The organism is Cupriavidus sp. 05N38, from assembly GCF_056397345.1.
The window spans coordinates 96220-115667 of record NZ_JBFTNF010000013.1 but is presented as its reverse complement, the minus strand read 5'-3'; the positions used below and the strand labels follow the sequence as shown (position 1 = coordinate 115667).

Genomic DNA, 19448 nt, shown 5'->3' with positions numbered 1-19448 from the left:
TGCATGTCGTATTTTTTTCATTATTCTTCGAAAAGCTGCGAAAGCGCAACTTAATGCCAGAAAAACGCGCAACGATGATAAGGCATCACTAATATCCCGGCCGATATGCTGCACGGCGCATCGGCATGGCGGCGGCGCATGACCTGTCGCGCAATGCCGGGGCACGTTTGCCGTCGCATCCGGATGGATCATACTGTGAAGCTTTGCCGCAAGGAGACTGCCCGCAGGACCAAGGGCGGCAGCACCGGGGAGCGCGCGGGCCGCAAGCACGCGCGGATCGGTGCGCAGGGTCATGGGATTGGCGCGGGCCGGTACCGGTTATCCGGCGCACGCGCGTATCGAAGGCTGGGATTCACGGCTGTGACGAACAATATTCTCGTTTCTTGGTAGCTTTCCCATGAGCCTGGAAATCTACCGACAGGCACTGGCAGGCGCGCATCGTTCCGCGAGACATCCGTTCTGGTCAGGCGTTGTCATCGTCGTCGGGATCTGGTGCGCACTGGCGGGCTGGGCGCTATGGGACCGCGCCACCGAGCTGCGCCATGTCCATGCCGGACTGGCACGCGTTGCCGCCTTGCTTGGCGAACACGCCGAAGGCACGCTGTCCGAAGCGGACCAGCTCGCATCGCTGGTTGGCGGTGCCGTGGCCGAACGCGGGCCCGCATTGCCGCTGGCGCAGTGGATGCGCAGCGGCTACCTGGTGGTCGAGCCATTTCTCGAGGTATCCGTGCTGGACCGCGCCGGCACCCTGCGCGCCTCCACCAGCGCCGGCTTCGCTTCGCCGGAGCTCGGCGACCGCCAATACGTCAGCCTGCACGAAAAGCGCGCGCGGCCCATGCTCTACGTGGGCATACCGGTGGCCGGGCACATGAGCGGGCGCTGGTCGATGCAACTGTCGAAAGGCATCGTGGACCCGGCCAGCGGGCGCTTCCTTGGCGCAGTGGTGGTCTCGCTCGACCCGGGCCGCCTGTCGGATTTCTACGCGCGCGCGGGGCTGGGCGCATCCGGCACCGTCCTGCTGGCCGGCACCGACGACTACGTGGTGCGTGCGCGCTGGAGCGAGCAGGGCCGCCAGCCGGGCCAGGTGCTGCTGCCCGGCTCCGCGCTGCGCGGGGCGCTGGCCGGCGGGCACGGCGGCATCGTCACCTGCCACTGTGCCGACGGCATGCGCGAGGCCGTGGCCGGGAATGGCGCGCGCGATGCCGGCACGTGCATCTACGCCATCCAGCGCCTGCCGGGGCGCAACCTGGCGCTGCTGGCAGGCGTCGGCAGCAGCGCGGCCCTGGCCAGCTACCACGAGCGCCTGCGCGCGGCCATCGCCATCGCCGCGCTGGTGACGGTGCTGGTGCTGTTCTTCCAGGTACGCCAGTTCGCTGCCTTGCGCGAACTGGCCGCGCTGGCCGACCGCGAGCGCGTGGTGCGCGACATCCTCGCCGAGAAGAAGCAGCATCTGCGCGGCCTGTTTCTCGCCATGCCGGACGGCGTGGCCGTGTTCGGTCCCGACCGCGTGATCGACGAAACCAACACCGCGCTGTGCGAACTGCTCGGCGTAGCGCTGCCGCGCCTGCGCGGCGCCACGCAGCGCGAGTTCGTCCACTGGCTCTACCGCGGCCGGCAACCTGCGCGCCAGGCCTGCGGGCCCGGGCAGTTGCTGGCCGAGCTGGACCGGGCCGAGGCCGGTGCGGAGTTCGCCGGCATCGTCGAGTTCGACATGGCGGTGTCGCCGGCCTATGAAGTGCGCATCGTGCATGCGGCCAGCGGCGGCGGGCTGGTGCTGGTGCTGCGCGACGTCACCTCGCGGCTGCGCCACGACCGCATGAAGTCGCATTTCGTCTCGGCCGCCGCGCACGAGCTCAAGTCGCCCGTGGCAGGCATCGCCGGCTATGCCGAGCTGCTCGGCGCGAACGCGGTGCCGCCCGAGCGGCGCGCCGGCATCTACCACGCCATCCACGCGCGCGCGCGCCAGCTCAACGACCTGCTCTCCGACATGCTCGACCTGGCCCGCATCGAGGCGCGCAGCAGCGGCGCGCACGAGCGCCAGCGCGTCGACATGGCCGCGCTCGTGCGCGACACCGTGGCCGGCGACTTCGCCGCGGAGGGCAGGCTGCGCGTGCGCGCGGAGCACGCGCCCTTGTACGTGCTGGCCGACCGTGCGCAATTGACGCAGGCCGTGCGCAATCTGGTGGAGAACGCGCTCAAGTATTCTGACGGCAGGGACGAGGTCACCATCAGCGTGTGGGCGCCGCAGGAGCACGACAAGGTATCGGTGCGCGTAGAGGATCAGGGTATCGGCATGACGAAGGAAGAAGCAGGCATGGCGTTCGAGAATTTTTACCGCGCCAACCGCCGCGGCGCCACCAAGGGCAATGGCCTCGGGCTGGCGATCGTGCGCGAGATCGTGGCGGTRCACCAGGGGCAGATCACGCTGAGCAGCGAGATCGGCAAGGGCACCGTGGTGACATTCAGCCTGCCGGCGGCCGCGTGATGCGCTGCCTGGGGGCGCGGCCGGCCCGTGGCGAGGCGCTGCCGCTGCTGGCGGCGTTGCTCGCTGCCAGCCTGGCGCTGGGCCTGATCCTGCTGCTCGCCGTGCACGACGCGCGCGCACGCGTGGAGAGAATCTCCTCGGCGCTGCGCGACAACATGGAGCTGGCGCTGGCGGACACGCTCGGCATCGCCTACCGGGACCGTACACTGGTGGGCGCACCGTGCCGGGCGGTGGCACGCCAGCTGCACGAGCAGGGCGCCTACACCGCCTATGTGCGCGACGTGGTGCTGGTGGCGCACGGCATGCGCTACTGCTCGGCGGTGCGCGGGGAGATTGCGCTGCCGCTGGACGATCTGCTGGCCTGGCGCCCCGGCCTGCAGTACCGGCTGGCCACGGCCGGGCCCGGCAAGGCCACGGCACTGGCGGTATTCCTCGGCACCACGCCCGGCAACGGCGTGCTGGTGTGGGTGGACGGGCGCTACCTGGCCGACATGGTGCAGTCGGCCGGCAGGCTGGGATTTCCCGACATTGGCATCGAGGTTGCCGGCACGCGCTTCATGCTCGGCGCCGTGGCCGTGGCCGTGGCCGGCGGCGAAGCGGCCGGCGCGCCCACCCTGGTCCCGCGCGACACGCTGTGGCACGGCACGCGCGGGATCGTCGACGTGCGCCAGCTGGCGGGGCATCCGATTGCCGTGATCGCCAGCGCGCCGCGCGCCGTGATCTTGCATGAGTGCCTCAAATACCTGGTGTTGCCGCCGCTTGCCGCCGCGCTGGCCGCGCTGGTCGCGTGTGCGCTGCGGTCGCGCCGCGCCGCGCGTCGCTCGTTCGCGGCTGAGCTGCAGCGCGGCCTGCGCCATGGCGAGTTCATACCCTACTACCAGCCGGTGGTCGATCTCGAAAGCGGCTTGTGCACGGGAGTGGAAGTGCTGGCGCGCTGGCAGCATCCGCGCCGCGGCCTGCTCGAGCCCGAGCACTTCATCCCGGCCATCGAGCAGCAGCGCCTTGCGGTGGCGCTCACGCAGGGCCTGATCCCGCAGGTGCGGTGCGACTTCGAATCGCTGGCATTGCCGCCGGCCTTCCATATCGCCTTCAACATCACCGCCGAGCATTTCGACGCCGCCGGCTTCTGGGCAGAAGACTCCCCGCTGCTTGCGCTGTTGCAGGCCAACGTGACGCCTGTGCTGGAGATCACCGAGCGCGATGCGGTCGCGCTGGTCGAACACCAGCGCAGCGCCATCCAGCGCGCCAAGGCACGCGGCATCAAGCTCGCCGTGGATGACTTCGGCACCGGCTACTGCGGCCTGGCGTACTTCAAGCAGTTCGAGGTGGATTTCCTCAAGCTCGACCGCCTCTTCGTGCAGGCCGAGCCCGGCGACAGGGTCAGCGGGCAGATCGTCGATGCCACGCTCAGCTTTGCTCACGCGCTGGATATTGCCGTGGTGGCCGAAGGCATCGAGTGCGAACAGCAGCGCGCGCTGCTGGCGGACAAGGGCGTGCGCCTGGGGCAGGGATATCATTTCGCGCGCCCGATGACCCTGGCCGGGTTGCGCGAGTGGCTGCCTTCGCGGCTCGAACCGGCGCCGACGCCGGCGCCGTCGTCATGGCCGATCCACGGGCCGCACGAGCCGGCACGCGACAACCATGTCGACGTGCAAATATGAAATCATCTTCCTATTTTAAAATGATAAAAATGATATAGAATGCCGGGCATAGCCTTGCTTCCCCGTCGGGCTATGCGCCTCCCTGCCGGACATCCCCTTGCCGGCCAGCGCCTCGTGCCCGACGCGAGGCGCTCTTTTCGCTTTCCCGCGCCGCCATTGCCGGCGTCTTCACCTCTCCGGCTTTCATTGCTCCCGTCCTTGCCGCCACCGGCCGCGCCGCCGGAGCGGCCCGCAAGTAGGCGTGCGTCCTACATGCCTTCCAGCCGACGCCGGACAGGCGCGGGCACGGCGCCCGCCTAAGCTGGTTCCAGCGCCTTCCCGCTCATGCCGATGGGCGCGGCGCCGGCCCGGCGGGTGACCACGGGCCTGCGGCAAGAAGGCGGTTCATCCTGTACCGTCGCTAACCGGAGCACATCATGAACAAGGACCAGGTGAAGGGCCGTATCGAGGAAGCCAAGGGCAAGGTGAAGGAAGTGGCCGGCAAGGTCACTGGCAGCGCCAGCACCGAGATCAAGGGCAAGGCGCAGCAGATCGCCGGCAAGACGCAGGCCGCGTATGGCGATGCCCGCCAGGACGCCAAGCGGACCCGCTGACACGCCGGGCGCGCGGCCAGGCAGGGCCTGGCCCGCGCCGATGAAACAAGCTGCCGCTAAAAAGCTCAGACGCAAAAGACCAGACGCCGCGCAAGCTGCTCCTGCCATCCCGGCAGGGGCCGTTGCGCGGCGTCTGTCTTTGTTCCTGCAGTCTGGCCCGAGCGGGCCGGCGCCCTGCTCAGCTGAACCACTCGTTGTAGTAGCGCGTGCAGGTGCCGGCCGGGCGGAACGTGTAGGGCAGTTCGGCAAGCGCGGCTGCGTCGAGCGAACCGAAGGGGATATCCAGGCCCAGGCTGTTCGCCTCCGTCGCGCCGTCAGGGCGCTGGGTTTCGAGGGCGGGTTTGTGATGCGTACTCATGATGGTTCTCGCTTGGGTTCGCATGACACGTAAGCGGGGGTCATGCATGCGTGCCGTCCTTATCGGGGGCGGCAACGCCGTTGAAACGGCAACGTGCTCATGTGGCTGCCATCGGTACGGGCCATGGTAGCCAAATCCGGCCGAAAGAAAATCCGGCTCCGGCAAAACACACTGTTGCTGAATTGCGTTCAATAACGGCCTCCCGCGCTGCCGGCGTCACCTCCCGGCCTTGCAAAGGCCGCGCCGTGCCGTTCCCGGCCCATCCGGCTGATGGCCGGGTTTTGCGCCTCGCGGGCGCCACGCCGCGCGCCGGTGTGCAAACCCGCCTTCATTCGTCGGTCCGATCGGCCTATATTTGGCCTTGTCCACTGCGTCACTGAAACCGGAGGAAGTGGCCATGCCCCGCTCCATGCCGTTGCCGCCGTGCTTTGCCGATCGCCGCGAGGCGGGAATCTACCTTGGCCGGCACCTGGCCGAGACGGGTTACAGCGCCGCGGTTCTGGGCGAGGCGCCGCTGGTGCTGGCGCTGCCGCGCGGCGGCGTGCCGGTGGCCTTCGAAGTGGCGCGCCTGCTCGAAGGCCGGCTGGACATCCTGCTGGTGCGCAAGATCGGCGCGCCSGGCTAYCCGGAACTGGCRYTKGGCGCGGTGGTGGAAGGCGATGCGGCCGGCGGTGCCCCGCATACGGTCGCCAACGACGATCCCTGGACCCGGCGCGCGCTCGACAGCGGTGCCTTCGATGCGGAGCGCGGCCGCCAGCTCGACGAGATCGCGCGGCGCCAGCAGCGCTACCGCGGCGGCGCGCCGGTACCGGCCATGGCCGGGCGTACGGTGATCGTGGTGGACGACGGCGTGGCGACCGGCGCCACCATGCGTGCCGCGCTGGCGGGCGTGCGCGGGGCGGGGGCGCGCACGGTCGTCGCGGCCGTGCCGGTGGCCTCGGTGGACGGGCAGGCCAGCCTGGTGGCCGCGGCCGACCATGTGATCTGCCTCAACGTGCCGGCGAGCTTCGGCGCCGTGGGCGCCTTCTACCTGGATTTCCGCCAGACCACCGACGAAGAAGTCATTGCGCTCCTGCGCCAGGACGCGTGCGGGCGGTCCGCATAAGGATGGCCCGGCACCGGATCCGGTGTGGTTCCCGTCGCGCTAGCGTGGTGGCGCCGCCAGCCTTGCCTTGAGGTGCGGCACCAGCCCGCCGGCCCGAAGCAGCGCGCGCAGGAATTCGGGAATCGCATCGCAGGCCACGCGGCTGCCGTCGGGCAACAGCAGCACCGAACGGTCGAGGTCGAGACGGGCCTGGGCGCCATCGGCCAGCCGCGAGGTATCGGCGCAGGTCAGCACCGGCAGGCCCAGGTTGATGGCGTTGCGATAGAACAGCCCGGCGAAGGAGGTCGCGACCACGGCCGCCACGCCAAGCTGGCGCAAGGCCTGCGGCGCCTGTTCGCGCGAAGAGCCCACGCCGAAGTTGCACCCTCCCACCAGCAGGTCGCCGGGCCGCACGCCGGCGGGAAACTCCGGGCGCAGCCCGGCCAGGCAGTGGCGCGCGATCTGTTCGATGCCGTCCTTCATATGGGCCCCGGGCGCCATCTGGTCGGTGTCCACGTTGTCGCCGAAGCGCCAGATGCGGCCGCCGGGCGGCGGCGGGACGGGAACCGGGCTCATGCCAGCATCTCGCGCGGATCGATGATCTTGCCGGCCACGGCGGAGGCCGCGACGGTCAGCGGGGAAGCCAGCCAGACCGCACTGCCGCTGTCGCCCATGCGACCGGCGAAATTGCGCGCGGTGGAGGCGATGGCGCGGCTGCCGGCCGGAAAGCGCGATGCGCCGTACCCGGCGCAGGCGTTGCAGGCGTTGGGCAGCAGGTGCGCGCCGGCGTCCAGCAGGGCGGCCAGCGTGCCTTCCCGCTCGGCTTGCTGCTGGTCGCGCAGCGAGGCGGGCGCCAGCTGCAGGCTCACGCCCGGCGCCACGCGCCGGCCGCGCAGCACGCTGGCGGCCATGCGCAGGTCTTCGAGCTTGGCGCCGGTGCAGGCGCCGAGGTAGGCGATATCCACCGCCTGGCCGGCAACCTCGCCGACCGGTCCGGTGTTGGCCGGCGAATGGGGCGCGGCCACCTGCGGCGCCAGCGCGCCGGCGTCGAAGCGGTGGCTTTCCAGCAGCGCGGCGCCGGGGTCGGTGCGCCAGTGCGCAAGGGCAATGGCGTCGAGGGTGGCGGCCGGCACGCCGGCCTCGGCCAGCCACGCCACGGTAGTGGCATCCGGCGCGATCAGGCCGGTCTGCGCGCCCAGTTCGGCGCTCATGTTGGACAGCGTCATGCGCTCCTGCATGGGCAGCGCGGCGACCGCCTCGCCAGCGTATTCGATGGCCTCGTAGCGACCGCCGCCCAGGCCCATCCGGCCGCACAGGAACAGCATGATGTCCTTGGCGCAAACCCCCGTGGCCAGCCTGCCGTCCCACTGCAGGCGGATGGTGTGCGGCACGCGCAGCCAGATTTCGCCGGTGGCCAGCACGCCCGCCATCTCGGTGGCGCCGATACCGAACATATAGGCACCGAAGGCGCCGCCCGTAGGGCTGTGGCTGTCGCCCCCGACGATAAAGCGCCCCGGCAGCACATGGCCATGCTCCGGCAGCACCACGTGGCAGATGCCCTTGCCGTCGATGAAGTGAGGCAGGCGCGCCTCGCGCACCCAGTCGCGGGTGAAGCGGACGATGGCCTCGGCCTCGGGATCGGCCGCGGGCACATAGTGGTCGGTCACCACCACATAGCGCTCGGGATCCCATATCTTGGCGCCCAGTTCGCGCAGCAGCGGCGCCACGCGGCGCGGCCCGCTGGAGTCGTGCGACATGGCCAGGTCCACCTGGCAGGTCACCACCGAGCCCGGCGCGACCGTGTCCAGTCCGGCGGCCCGGGCCACCAGCTTCTGGGCGAGCGTGGCCGGTACGTGGGGCGCCCCGGCGAGCGGCTTCATTCCGGGGTGGCTCCCGAGTACTTGACCACCTTGGCCCAGCGCTTGATGTCATCGCGCACGAAGGCCGCGAAAGCCTGCGGCGGATTGCCCACCGGTTGCGCGCCGTCCGTTTCCAGGCGCTTGCGCACCGAGGGCGATTCCAGGCCCTTGTGGGCGGCCTGGTAGAGCGCCTGCAGGACGTCCGGCGGCAGCGCGGCCGGGCCGAACAGGCCGAACCAGGCGGACGATTCGAAACCCTTCACCGTGTTGCCGATGGGCGCCGCGCCCGGAAACTGCGGCAGCGGCGCGGAACTGGTCACGCCCAGCACCTTGAGCTTGCCGCTCTTGACGTGGGGCAACACGTTGAAGGTGCTGGCGAACATCAGGTCGACCTGCCCGGCCAGCAGGTCGGTGATGGCCGGCGCGGTGCCCTTGTAGGGAATGTTGACGATATAGGTGCCCGTCATCATCTTGAACATGTCGCCGGCCAGGTGCACCGACGAGCCGACCGAGCCGATGGCGAAGTTCAGCTTGCCGGGCTTGCTCCTGGCCAGCCGGATCAGTTCGGGGATGTTGTTGGCGGGCAGGGCGGGCGTCGCCACCAGCACGCTCGGCACGCTTGCGACCAGCGTGATCGGGGTGAAATCCTGGATCGGGTCGAAGGGCAGCTTCTTGTACAGCGTGGCGTTGATGGTGTGGCTGGTGAAGCTCATCAGCAAGGTGGTACCGTCCGGCGCGCTCTTGGCAACCAGGTCGGCGGCGATATTGCCGCCGGCTCCCGGGCGGTTTTCCACCACCACGCTCTGCTCCAGCTCGCGCGCCATCTCCTGGGCGATGGTGCGCGCCAGCGTGTCGGTGGTGCCGCCCGCCGGTGCGCCCACCAGGATGCGGATGGGCTTGCCGCCGGCAATCTGGGCTGCCGGCGCGGGTCCCGCCAGCGCAAGGCTGGCGAGCGCACCCAGCAGCGCGAGCAGGGCGGTGCGTCGCGGCGGACGGTCAAGGCGCGGGAACGGAGGTCGGACCATGGAGGGAGCTGGCATCGCGGATTCCTTCAGGGAAAGCTCTGGAGTGCGCAGTATCGCCCGTCCCGGCCTATTCGCGCAGCCCCGTGCGTGCCTCGTTCTCCACCCAGACGTTGGCGCTGTCGCCGCCGGCCGGAGACAGCTCCATGCGATATTCGTAGCGGTCCGGCCGGTACTGGCCGAGCAGGAACTGCACCGGGCGCCCACCCTTGTCCAGCACCACGCGGCGCACTGCCAGCAGGGCGCCGCCCACCGGCACGTCCAGCAGCGGTGCCACCACCACGTCGGCCAGGCGGGCCGACAGCGTCTGGCTGGCGCGGCCCAGCTGCACGCCCGAGCCCTGCAGCAGGCGCAGCATCGGCGTGGTTTCGAGGTCCTTGCGGTTCAGGCCGCGGCCCAGTTCGGCCGGCAGGTAGGCGGTGATATGCGACAGCGGGCGGCTGGCGTAGTGACGCACGCGCACCACCTTGACGACCGGGTCGCCAGGCTGCAGGCCAAGTGCCTCGGCCACTTCCGGGGTGGCGTGGACGTCATCGATCGAAATCACCTTGACCGAGGTCTTCTGCCCCATGTCGATGATGTTGTCGAGCAGGCTGCCCGGGCGATCGCCTAGCGTGACAGGCTTGATCGGGTGCGGATTGACGAACGTGCCGAGGCCGCGGTGGCGGCGCACCAGGCCCTCCTGCACGAGGCGGTCGAACACGCGGCGCATGGTCACGCGCGATGCGTGGAACTGCTTGGCAAGGTCGATTTCGCCGGGCAAGGGGCCCTGGCCGAACCGCCCTTCGACGATCTGTTGGCGTAGTACCACGTAAATCTGGTGATACAGGGGAACGACGGCTTCACTCATGGTTTCCCTTGCGTGCGGGTGACAAGTCTCTAATAGGCTTAATGTACTTTAAATCAGACATAGAGCCTAGTTATGTCTCTAGTTGTGCCTTATTACACGCCCGCCTGGCCCCGGATCGTTGCGCGCACGCACCGCATATGAAGCCTGAGCCCTAATTGACGGAGGTATTGTCTGGTAACCGCAAGGCCATCGAAGCGCACCTCTTCACGTGCTGCCGGTCTTCACCCACAGGCCCGGATCGGCTGCATGCGGCGACCAGTGCACCGGCCGGGAGGCCTGTTTCAGTTGCGATACAGCGGCCGCTGCCGGGGGTTTTCCCTTGCGACCTGCCTTAAAGGCCTGATCGGCAGGGGTTATTGCGGCGCTTGCGCAGACCATTCGCGGTGACGTTGGATACGCGCTGTCACAGCCATGTGACATGTTGTGTGCGGCTCACAGCGGCGGCTCACGTGCAGGTGGCACGCAAATGATTCCCTGCCCGCCATGAATGCTTTGTAGCCCTTGTATTTCAAGGGATTGCCGCGCCGGCCGCAAGCGCTGGCACCGATTATGCGGAAAGGGAGGCTGGTTTGGCCGAAGTGCCTGACCCGCGCCTCCCACCGTCGTTCTCCCCGAGCGGCAGCGAGAGGCAGAGCCGCTGTAAATCCTCCTGGGAGCTTTGTATGAAAAAGACCTTACTTGCGTCGGCGATCACCCTAGCCCTTGGGGCTGGCGGTCAGGCCATGGCCAACCCGACGAATAACAATGACGTCAAGTGGAACGGCGACAACACGCAGACGGCCACTGCGACGTCCACTCAGTCCGGCGGTGGGGCTTCGGCAAATGAGAATTCCAATGCCTGGCAGGATAACAGCACAGCCACCAAGACAAGTACCGATACCCGTACTTCAACCAAGACTTCGACCTACACCTCCAACAAGACTTCAACCTCCAACAAGACCAATACCGACAACAAGGGCAAGGTGACCTTTGACGAAGGCTATGGCAATGCTGGCGCCAACAACGGCAGCTCGGCCACCGCCAACCTCAGCAACTCCTTCAACAGCAGCAAGGCCATTGCCATCAGCAAGCTGTCGGGCTCCGTCAGCGGCGTCAAGGTCTACGGCATCGGCAATACGGCTAGCAACTCCGGCAATGCCAACGGCGGCTGGGGCGGCAAGGGCGGCGCTGGCTATGGTGGCGACGGCAAGGGCGGCACCGGCGGCAATGGTGGCAATAGCGGCAACGGCGGCAGCGGCGGCAGCGGTGGCTCGGCTACCAACGGCAGCGCCACGGCTGGCGCTGCGTCCGCAGGCACCGCCAATGCTGGCCATGGCGGCAGCGGTGGCGACGCCAAGGGCTATGGCGGCGACGGCGGCGACGCCAAGGGCTACGGCGGCGGCGCGCTCAGCGCCAGCGTCGGCGTAGGCGGGCGCGGCGGCATCGCCAAGGGCTCCGGCGGCGACGCCTATGGTGCCAGCCTCTCCAGCGGCGGCAAGGCAGGTGGCGCGTGGGCCGGTGGCGGCAGCGCTGGCGGCCTGGCGGCAGCGGCGGGCGGCAGCAGCGGCTCGAAGTCGGGCAGCGGCGGCAATGGCTTCTTCGGCAACGGCGGCCCCGGCGGCACCAGCACGGCTGGTGCGGGCGGTGCAGGCTCCACCGGCGCCACCACCACCACGGCGGGCGCAGGGACTGCGACCGGCGGCGGAGGCGGCGGCTCGACCGCTGGCGCATCCAGCCCGACTGGCGGTGCAGGTACTGGCACGGGTGGCAATGGCGGAGCCGGCTCTGGCGGCACGTCCACGGCTAGCGGTGGCGCCGGCTCCGGCACGGGCGGCTATGGCGGTTCCCAGGTCAGCGTGGCCGGCAATGGCGGTAATGGCGGCAATGCAACCAGCGGCGGCGCTTCGACCCAGGCCAGCAATGGCAGCGCGACGGCCGGCAGCGGCGCGGTCGGCGCGGCTTCCGGTGCCGGTGGCGCTGGCGGCACGGGCAACGGCGGCACGGGCGGTGTTGGCAATGGCGCAGTGGGTGGAGCCGGCGGCGCCGGTGGCGCCAACTATGTCGATGCTGGCACCTTCAACATGTCCAACGCGATGAGCAGTGTCGGCCAGTCGGCCGCGGGCATCATGATCGCCAACCAAAACAGCGGCATGGCGTCGCTGGTGCAGCAAAGCGTCAATGTTCAGGCCAACCTGAACGTCGGCAAGTAAGGCAGGTGCGCGGCAGGGGCGCGCGCCGCGGGTGGATGGCCCGCGCGCGCTCCCTGCCGGCCCGGCTCGACTCCGGCAACTCAAGGCATCCCGGCGCGCGTCGCGTGCCGGGATGCCCATTCGACGAAGCGTCCACTCGTCTCTTGCGTGCCCGTTCGGATGGGGCGGCGGGCAGGAGGCCGAAGGAGACACCAAAATGCGATCGGTCCGCTTTGCTGTCACTGTCATGGCGACAGCCATCGTGGTCTGGCCTGGCTTGCAAGCCCTGGCCGAACCGTTGCCCGCCGGGCCATCCGCCGCAGTGCCTGCGGCAAGCACCGGACCCGCCCTGAACACCAGCGCGGCGGCCCCGGAACAGGTTCCTCCCGCAGCGGCGGGCGGTACGCAGCGCGGCGTGTTCGCCGGCCTGGGCAAGCCGGTTGCCAGCAACAAGCTCGACGATATCCGCGGCGGATCCGAACTGGTGGTCAACGACATGCGTCTGGCCGGCACCGTGGCCGACAACAGCGCGAACCGCATCATGAGCGGTGCCAACAGCATCGCCGACGGCTCGTTCGCCAGCGCCTCGGGCCTGCCCACTGTCATACAGAACTCGGGCTCCAACGTGCTGATCCAGAACGCCACGATCATCAACGTGCAGTTCAAGCCATGACGCTGCGCAAGCTGCTACTGCAGGCCACCCTGCTGCTGGCCGCGGCCGGCGCGCCGGTGGCGTGGGCCGACTATGCGATCGTTCCGGGCGACGGCAGCAATTTCTTCAGCGTGCGTGTCACCAGCCTCAAGGAGGCGCGCTACAAGACCACCATCCGCCAGCAGTACGATTTCAGCTGCGGCTCGGCGGCGGTGGCCACGTTGCTGACCTACCAGTACGGCTATCCGGTCAGCGAACAGGTTGTATTCGCCAACATGTTCGTCAACGGCGACCAGAACAAGATCCGGCAGGAGGGCTTCTCGCTGCTGGACATGAAGCGCTTCCTCGAGTCACGCGGCTTCCTCGCCGATGGCTATGAGCTGCCGCTGTCCAAGCTGGAGGAAACCCAGATCCCCGCCATCGTGCTGGTGGTCGAGAACGGCTACCACCATTTCGTGGTGATCAAGGGCGTCCACGGCAACCGCGTGCTGATCGGTGACCCGGCGCTCGGTACGCGCGCAATCTCGCGCGAGCATTTCGAATCGATCTGGGACAGCCAGTTGCTGTTCGTCATCCACAACCGCGAGGATTCGGCGCGCTTCAATCTCGCGGCCGACTGGCGCATTGCGCCTACCGGCCCTTACTCCATGGGTATCAACCGGGATAGTCTGTTCTTCACTGTCATGCCCTCGCATGGCAGTAGCGACTTCTAAGGAACGCATCATGTTCCAGACATCCTCGAAGCCCGCGCACTCCCGCCGCAGTGGGGCCGGTCCGGCCACGGCGATGGTGCTGCTGGGCGCAGGCCTGGCCTGCGCCGGGCATGCGCGGGCCGACGAAGGCACGGGGCTCGAAGCGCTCGACACGCGCGGCGCTCCCGATGCCGCCGGCTTCACGGTCACGCCCGCCGCTCAGGCGGAACCTTCCAATCCTTACCTGGCGGCGGCGCTCGGCAACATGGCCGGGCGGACCCCGGCGTCGCTGGACATCGAGGCCCTGCCGGCCGCGCAGGCGGAAGAGCCGCCGGCCGCCCTCATCGCGCGTACCGCGCATGCCGCCGATGCAGCAGATATGGCTCCGGCAACCGCCGCCGTGGCCGGCGTCGCGATGGCCGATGCCGCGGACACGCGCGCGGCGGTCGCGCTGCCGGCCCCGGACACGCCGCCGGCTTTGGCGGCGACCGGCGACAGCGTGGCCAAGGCCGCCGCGCCCGCGCCTGAACGCGCGGTGCTCGCGCCACGAGATGACACAGCCGCCCGGAAGCCGGCTGCCCCGCAACAGCATCTGCAGGATCCGCGCGGCGGCTTCGCCGAAGCGGCACGCCCGGCGCCGCAGACGATCGAGGCCATCGTGGCAGCGGCGGTGCCGCCCGCCGCCCAGGAGAGTCCCCAGGCCCAGACCCCCCATGTGCACGCCGCGCGCAGCACCATGGCGAGCTGGAAGCCGGTGGAGAAGGACCGCCTCGACGACCTGCGCGGCGGCTTCGACGTGGGTGCCGGCCTGCAGGTTTCGTTCGGCATCCAGCGTGCCGTGTACATCAACGGTGCCCTGGTGGTGTCGACCAGCCTCACCATTCCCGACATAAGCCGCATCACCGCCAGCCAGGCCTCGCAGCTGGCGGCCGCGCTTGGCGTGGCGACCGGCGCCGGTGCCGCGGCCGCCGCGACGGTCAACCATGCGCTCGCCTCCAACCCGGTGACCGGCGGCGGCGGTGCCGCACAGGGCGGCAATGGCAGCAGCAGTACCAGCACGGGCGCCAGCGCGGCGGGCGTGGCGATGACCAGCCTGCCCGCTTCGGTGGTGTCCTCGGGCGCGGCCACGGTGACGACCAACGGTGTCATGAGCCTGATACAGAACGGGCCGGGCAACAGCGCCGCCGCCAGCGCACTGGCCGGTTCGCCGGCAACGGTAATTCAGAACTCGCTGAGTAACCAGTCGATACAGAACCTGGTGACGATCAACGCTGGAGTCAACACCTTGCAGGCATTCCGCGCGCAGGTGGCCAACCAGACCTTAAGCAACGCGCTGCTAGGCGCAGCAGGCCGGCGTTGAAGCCAGGCCGCCGCAACGGCAACGGACAAGCAGTGGATAAGCGGTAGAAAGCAGTAGAAAGCTGTAGAGAGCCGTAGAGAGAAGCTGGCAGTACGGAGAAAGGCTGTATGCGGTAAGCAGGTTGCGGACTCCTGCTCCAAGCAGTCCGCCGTCCGGGGGAGGAAGGCGAAATGAAAAACGGGTCGCTGCGCGGCATCCGGCAGGCCGGGTGTTCGACATTGCTGTTGCTCGGGGGCATGGCGCAAGGCCAGACCCCGCCAGACGACGGGCCGACCGCGGCAAAGCTGGACCAGCTCAAGCGCGCGGTGGCCGAGCAGGCCGCCGCGCTCGAGGCGATGAAGCGGTCCATGGCGGAGCAGGAAGCCACCATCCGCGAGTTGCGCAGCGTACTGGGCACGGATGTGCTGGCGCGCAAGCGTGGCGGCCAGCGCCCGCCGGGCACTAGCCCCGCGCCAGCGGCCGAAGACGCGGCCACCAATGCCGCGGCCGCACCGGCGGCCGCGCCAGGCACGCCCGGCGCGCAGGACGCGGGCAACGCCGCCATGCAGGAGAACGCCACGGCGCAAGCCGCGCAGGTGCAGCTGGCGCAGGCCGGCGACGAGCAGCCCGTGGGCAAGCCGCCGGAGGAAAGGACGCCGCCGCCGGCGATCGCGCCTATCTTCGACCAGCCCGGCGTGCTCACGCCGGTGGGCAAGCTGGTGGTCGAGCCGAGCTTCCAGTATGGCTATTCGTCCAACGATCGCGTGGCCCTGGTCGGCTATACCATCATCCCGGCCCTGCTGATCGGCCTCATCGACGTGCGCCAGGTCAAGACCTCGACCTATATCGAGGCGGTGGCGTTCCGCTACGGCCTCACCAAGCGGCTGGAACTCGAAGCCAAGGTGCCCTACGTACAGACCTCGGGCTCGACTGTCAGCCGCGAAGTCTTTACCGGCACGGCGGTCGACAACGTCTTCAATTCCAGCGGCAAGGGCATCGGCGACGTGGAGGCGACACTGCGCTACCAGATCAACTACGGCAACGAGAAGATGCCGTACTTCGTCGGCTGGCTGCGCTACAAGTCCAGCACCGGCAAGAGCCCGTTCGACGTGGTGACCGATTGCGTGACGCGCTGCGTGGGCAATACCACCGGCACCGGGCTGCCGCTGGGCCTGCCCACCGGCACCGGCTTCCAGGCCATCCAGCCCGGCGTCACCTGGCTGCTGCCAAGCGATCCGGCGGTGTTCTTCGGCACCTTCAGCTATCTGCACAATTTCGCGCGCGACAACGTCAGCCGCACCGTGCTCAATGGCCAGCAGGAGAACCTCGGCAAGATCGCGCCGGGCGACATCTTCGGCTTCAACTTCGGTATCGGCCTGTCGCTGAACGAACATGCCTCGTTCAGTATCGGCTACGACCAGAGCATCATCTGGCCGACCAAGCAGAACGGGCAGACGGTGGCGGGCTCCGTGCGCGTGACGCAGGGCACCCTGCTGGTAGGGTATTCGTACCGCTTCAACAGCCGCTACACGCTGAACGTCTCCGTCGGCGCGGGGCTCACGCAGGACACGCCGAACCTGACGGTGACCTTGCGCCTGCCGATCACGTTCTGAGGCAGGTGGCGCACATGGTACAGCGCGGGTACAGCGCGAGGTGACGCCGGGCCGGCATGTGACGGAGGGCGCCTTGCGCTGGCCACGCGGCTGGCGTACAAATGAAGAACCCCGTCCCCAGGGCGGATACGGATGCACCTCCACCGGACGTTCTCTCGTCCAGGCGTGATGGCGACTCCGCATGCACACTGCTGCCGGGATGGCCCGAAAATGGCCTGTAATGGCCTGAAGCGAGGAGAGAGTCATGCGCAAACGCATCTTCTGGTTGTTGCCCGATCTGGCGAGTGCCCGCCGCACCATGGACGATCTGCTGCTGGCGCGCATCGAGAACAGTCATATCCACTTCATCGCGCGCGACGGCGCCGATATGACCGGCCTGCATGAAGCCAACCTGTTCCAGACCTCCGACATCGTGCATGCTGCCGAGATGGGCCTGATGGTCGGCGGCGGCATCGGCATCATCGCCGGCGCGCTGGTGGCCATGTTTCCCATCGTCAGCGATACGCCACAATGGGGGCTGGTGGGCGTGCTCGCCGTGCTGGGCGCGGTGTTCGGGGCGTGGGCCTCGAGCATGATCGGCTGCTCCGCGCCGAACAGCCGCCACAAGGCCTTCGAAAAAGAAATCGAGGAGGGCAAGATCCTGCTGATGGTGGACGTGCCGCGCGGGCGCATCGAAGAAATCGAAGCCCTGCTGGAAGCGGCCCATCCGGAAGCCCGCTTTGCCGGCCTCGATCCCGCCGTACCCGCCTTTCCCTGAGTTTCGGCGCGGGGCCGCCCCGGCCCCGCGTTCCGCCTTGCACGCGCCCGGCGCCAGCGTCGGGCGCGTCCTGCCGCGCCCTGGCTTCCTCCCTCCTTGCTCCTCCCTCCGCTCTCTTTCGCTTTCCCGTTGCCGCGCGATCGCCGCGCACGCCTTGCCGCAGTCATCCGGTTTGCAACAGCCAGTTTGCCGAATGGCACGTCTTTGAGGTAATTTGCGTGCAGCCGCTTCATCGCATGAAGCGCGCCATGAAAACAGAGCAAAGCGAAAGCAAGACGATTCGCAAGCGAAAAAAGGGGTCGGAGATGAGGACAACACGGATCGCGCGCGGCCTGCTGGCCGCCGCGCTGATAGCGGCCGCGCCGCTGGCGCAGGCGGAGCCAGGCATCAGCAAGGGCACCATCAGGATCGGGCAGTCGGCGGGCGTCACCGGCCCGGTGGCGGGGTCGGTCAAGGAGCAGATCGCCGGCGCCCAGGTCTACCTGAGCACGGTCAACGCCAATGGCGGCGTAGCCGGCCGGCGCATCGAGCTGGTGACCTACGATGACGGCTTCGACGCCAAGCGCACGCCCGGCAACGTGCGCAAGCTGGTGCTGGAGGACAAGGTGTTCGCGCTGTTCATGGTGCGCGGCACGCCGCAGAACGAAAGCATCCTGCCCATCATCAACGCCGAGAAGGTGCCGCTGGTGGCGCCGCTGACCGGTGCCATCACGCTGCACCGCCCGGTCAACCGCTACGTGTTCAACGTGCGCGCCAAGTACCAGGACGAGGTGGCCCGCGCGATCAACCACCTCGCCACCTCGGGCATGAACCGCATCGCCATCTACTACGCCAGCGACGGCTTCGGCCAGGACGTATTCGAAGGCTTCAGCACCGCGCTGCAGGCGCGCGGGGTCCAGCCCGCGGCGAGCGCCTCGTTCGCGCGCCCGATGGGCGACATCCAGGCAGGCGTGGCCACCATCAACAAGGCTAATCCGCAGGCGGTGCTGGTGATCGGCTCGGGCTCGGAGGCGGCGCGCCTGATCAGGGAGATGCGCCGCGCCGGCAGCCAGGCGCAGTTCGTCACGCTGTCCAACAACGCGGCCGATTCCTTTATCAAGGAGCTTGGCGAAGACGCGCGCGGCCTGATCATCACGCAGGTGGTGCCAGGCACCAACTCCAGCCAGATGAGCATTGCCAGCGAATACCGCAGCCAGGCGCGCCAGCAGGGCGTGGAGCCGAGCAATGCCGGCATGGAAGGCTTCATGTCGGCCAAGGTGCTGGTCGAAGGCCTGCGCCGCGCGGGGCCGGAGCCCACGCGCGAACGGCTGGTCGGCGCGCTCGAGAGCCTGCGCGACTTCGACCTGGGCGGCATCCTGATCAGCTACAGCCCTGCGCGGCACACCGGCTCGTCGTTCGTCGAGATGTCGATCGTCTCGTCCACCGGCAAGCTGATCCGCTGAACTGCCGTTCGGGTGGTCGGGTGGTCGGGTGGATCGGGTGGGGCGGGGCTGCGGTATAGTCGCCGGATGGCTATCTCACCCCTGAACCCACCCGCCAGCTCGCCCTTCTCGCTGCACGGCCGCGTGGCGCTGGTCACCGGCGGCGCGCAAGGCCTCGGCCTGGCGATCGCGGCCGCCCTGCGCCAGGCCGGCGCCCACGTGATCATTGCCGCGCGCAACGCCGCGCGCGTGCATGCCGCCGTGGCGCAGCTCTCGCCAGCAGGCGAAGACAGCGCCGGCGGCGCCGAAGCGCTGGTGCTCGACATTACCGACGAGGCCGCCGGCGCCGCCGCCTTCGCGCGCATCGACGCCAGCCACGGCCGGCTCGATATCCTCGTCAACAATGCCGGCGCGCGCAAGCGCAGCAATATGGCGCATCTCGATGCCGCCGACCTGCGCGAGATGCTGGAGACCAACCTGGTCGCGCCCTACGCGCTGTGCCGCCACGCCGCGCAGCTGATGCGCCGCGGCGGCTACGGCCGCATCATCAATGTCAGCTCGATCGCGGGCCAGGTTGCACGTGCCAATGACGTGCTCTACCCCGCCACCAAGGGCGGCCTCGATGCACTCACGCGCGCCATGGCCGCCGACCTTGGCCGCGATGGCGTGACCGTCAATGCGATCGCGCCCGGTTACTTCGCCACCGAGCCAAACCAGCCGATGGTGGCGGATGCGAGCGTGTCGGAATGGCTGCGCCAGCGCACCGCGCTCGGCCGCTGGGGCCAGCCGGAAGAAATCGCCGGCGCGGCGGTATTCCTCGCGTCGCCGGCCGCCTCCTATGTCACCGGCCATGTACTGGCGGTCGACGGCGGCTATCTCGCGCATTTCTGAGGC

17 protein-coding genes are annotated in these 19448 nt (G+C 68.9%); 12 read left to right on the top strand and 5 right to left on the bottom strand.

Going from position 1 to position 19448, the window contains the following annotated elements; translation table 11 throughout:
* Positions 1-397: 397 nt before the first annotated feature.
* From AC1DK4_RS12940 to AC1DK4_RS12930, 3 genes are all read left to right on the top strand, one after another.
* Positions 398-2485, top strand: coding sequence for an ATP-binding protein (locus AC1DK4_RS12940; RefSeq protein WP_441617144.1), 2088 nt, complete (start codon positions 398-400; stop codon positions 2483-2485).
* Positions 2485-4146 carry an EAL domain-containing protein gene (locus tag AC1DK4_RS12935; RefSeq protein WP_441617371.1) on the top strand — a complete coding sequence of 554 codons (1662 nt, stop codon included), beginning with the start codon at positions 2485-2487 and terminating at the stop codon, positions 4144-4146. Before AC1DK4_RS12940 ends, AC1DK4_RS12935 begins: the two co-directional genes overlap by 1 nt.
* Positions 4147-4562: 416 nt before the next feature.
* Positions 4563-4739, top strand: a complete 177-nt coding sequence (locus AC1DK4_RS12930; RefSeq protein ID WP_441617146.1) for a CsbD family protein — start codon at positions 4563-4565, stop codon at positions 4737-4739.
* Positions 4740-4917: 178 nt separating this feature from the next.
* Here the strand turns inward: AC1DK4_RS12930 and AC1DK4_RS12925 are convergent, their stop codons facing one another.
* Complete coding sequence (locus AC1DK4_RS12925) at positions 4918-5097, bottom strand: hypothetical protein (protein WP_441617148.1); 180 nt, start codon at positions 5095-5097, stop codon at positions 4918-4920.
* Between the two features lie 409 nt (positions 5098-5506).
* Here AC1DK4_RS12925 and AC1DK4_RS12920 point away from each other — a divergent pair, with 409 nt between their 5' ends.
* A complete protein-coding gene (locus AC1DK4_RS12920) occupies positions 5507-6202 on the top strand; it encodes a phosphoribosyltransferase (protein WP_477131572.1) in 696 nt (231 codons plus the stop codon).
* 39 nt (positions 6203-6241) lie between these two features.
* On the opposite strand, the gene AC1DK4_RS12915 is transcribed toward AC1DK4_RS12920, so the two are convergent.
* From AC1DK4_RS12915 to AC1DK4_RS12900, 4 genes are read right to left on the bottom strand one after another with little or no spacing between them, the layout of a single operon-like run.
* Entirely contained in the window at positions 6242-6757 is a 516-nt protein-coding gene (locus AC1DK4_RS12915) for a LeuD/DmdB family oxidoreductase small subunit (RefSeq protein WP_441617150.1), read from the bottom strand.
* Entirely contained in the window at positions 6754-8061 is a 1308-nt protein-coding gene (locus AC1DK4_RS12910; protein WP_441617152.1) for a 3-isopropylmalate dehydratase large subunit, read from the bottom strand. Before AC1DK4_RS12910 ends, AC1DK4_RS12915 begins: the two co-directional genes overlap by 4 nt.
* The gene (locus AC1DK4_RS12905; RefSeq protein WP_441617154.1) at positions 8058-9080 is read right to left on the bottom strand and encodes a tripartite tricarboxylate transporter substrate binding protein; all 1023 of its coding nucleotides are present in this window, start codon (positions 9078-9080) and stop codon (positions 8058-8060) included. The genes AC1DK4_RS12910 and AC1DK4_RS12905 overlap by 4 nt, the downstream gene beginning before the upstream one ends.
* A gap of 52 nt (positions 9081-9132) precedes the next feature.
* Complete coding sequence (locus AC1DK4_RS12900) at positions 9133-9912, bottom strand: GntR family transcriptional regulator (RefSeq protein WP_441617156.1); 780 nt, start codon at positions 9910-9912, stop codon at positions 9133-9135.
* A 662-nt stretch (positions 9913-10574) separates the two neighbouring features.
* On the opposite strand from AC1DK4_RS12900, the gene AC1DK4_RS12895 reads away from it, so the two are divergent.
* From AC1DK4_RS12895 to AC1DK4_RS12860, 8 genes are all read left to right on the top strand, one after another.
* Positions 10575-12101, top strand: coding sequence for a hypothetical protein (locus AC1DK4_RS12895; protein ID WP_441617158.1), 1527 nt, complete (start codon positions 10575-10577; stop codon positions 12099-12101).
* A gap of 196 nt (positions 12102-12297) precedes the next feature.
* Positions 12298-12753 (top strand): hypothetical protein, encoded by a 456-nt coding sequence (locus tag AC1DK4_RS12890; protein WP_441617160.1) that lies wholly within the window; start codon positions 12298-12300, stop codon positions 12751-12753.
* Entirely contained in the window at positions 12750-13445 is a 696-nt protein-coding gene (locus AC1DK4_RS12885) for a C39 family peptidase (RefSeq protein WP_441643339.1), read from the top strand. The genes AC1DK4_RS12890 and AC1DK4_RS12885 overlap by 4 nt, the downstream gene beginning before the upstream one ends.
* A gap of 10 nt (positions 13446-13455) precedes the next feature.
* Positions 13456-14784: a hypothetical protein gene (locus AC1DK4_RS12880; RefSeq protein WP_441643340.1), complete on the top strand. Its 1329-nt coding sequence runs from the start codon at positions 13456-13458 to the stop codon at positions 14782-14784.
* Positions 14785-14954: 170 nt separating this feature from the next.
* Positions 14955-16376, top strand: a complete 1422-nt coding sequence (locus AC1DK4_RS12875; protein WP_441617166.1) for an acetate kinase — start codon at positions 14955-14957, stop codon at positions 16374-16376.
* 244 nt (positions 16377-16620) lie between these two features.
* Positions 16621-17133, top strand: coding sequence for a DUF1269 domain-containing protein (locus AC1DK4_RS12870; RefSeq protein ID WP_441617168.1), 513 nt, complete (start codon positions 16621-16623; stop codon positions 17131-17133).
* 305 nt (positions 17134-17438) lie between these two features.
* Positions 17439-18575 carry an ABC transporter substrate-binding protein gene (locus tag AC1DK4_RS12865; protein ID WP_441617170.1) on the top strand — a complete coding sequence of 379 codons (1137 nt, stop codon included), beginning with the start codon at positions 17439-17441 and terminating at the stop codon, positions 18573-18575.
* Positions 18576-18641: 66 nt separating this feature from the next.
* Positions 18642-19445: an SDR family oxidoreductase gene (locus AC1DK4_RS12860; RefSeq protein ID WP_441617172.1), complete on the top strand. Its 804-nt coding sequence runs from the start codon at positions 18642-18644 to the stop codon at positions 19443-19445.
* Positions 19446-19448 lie beyond the last annotated feature (3 nt).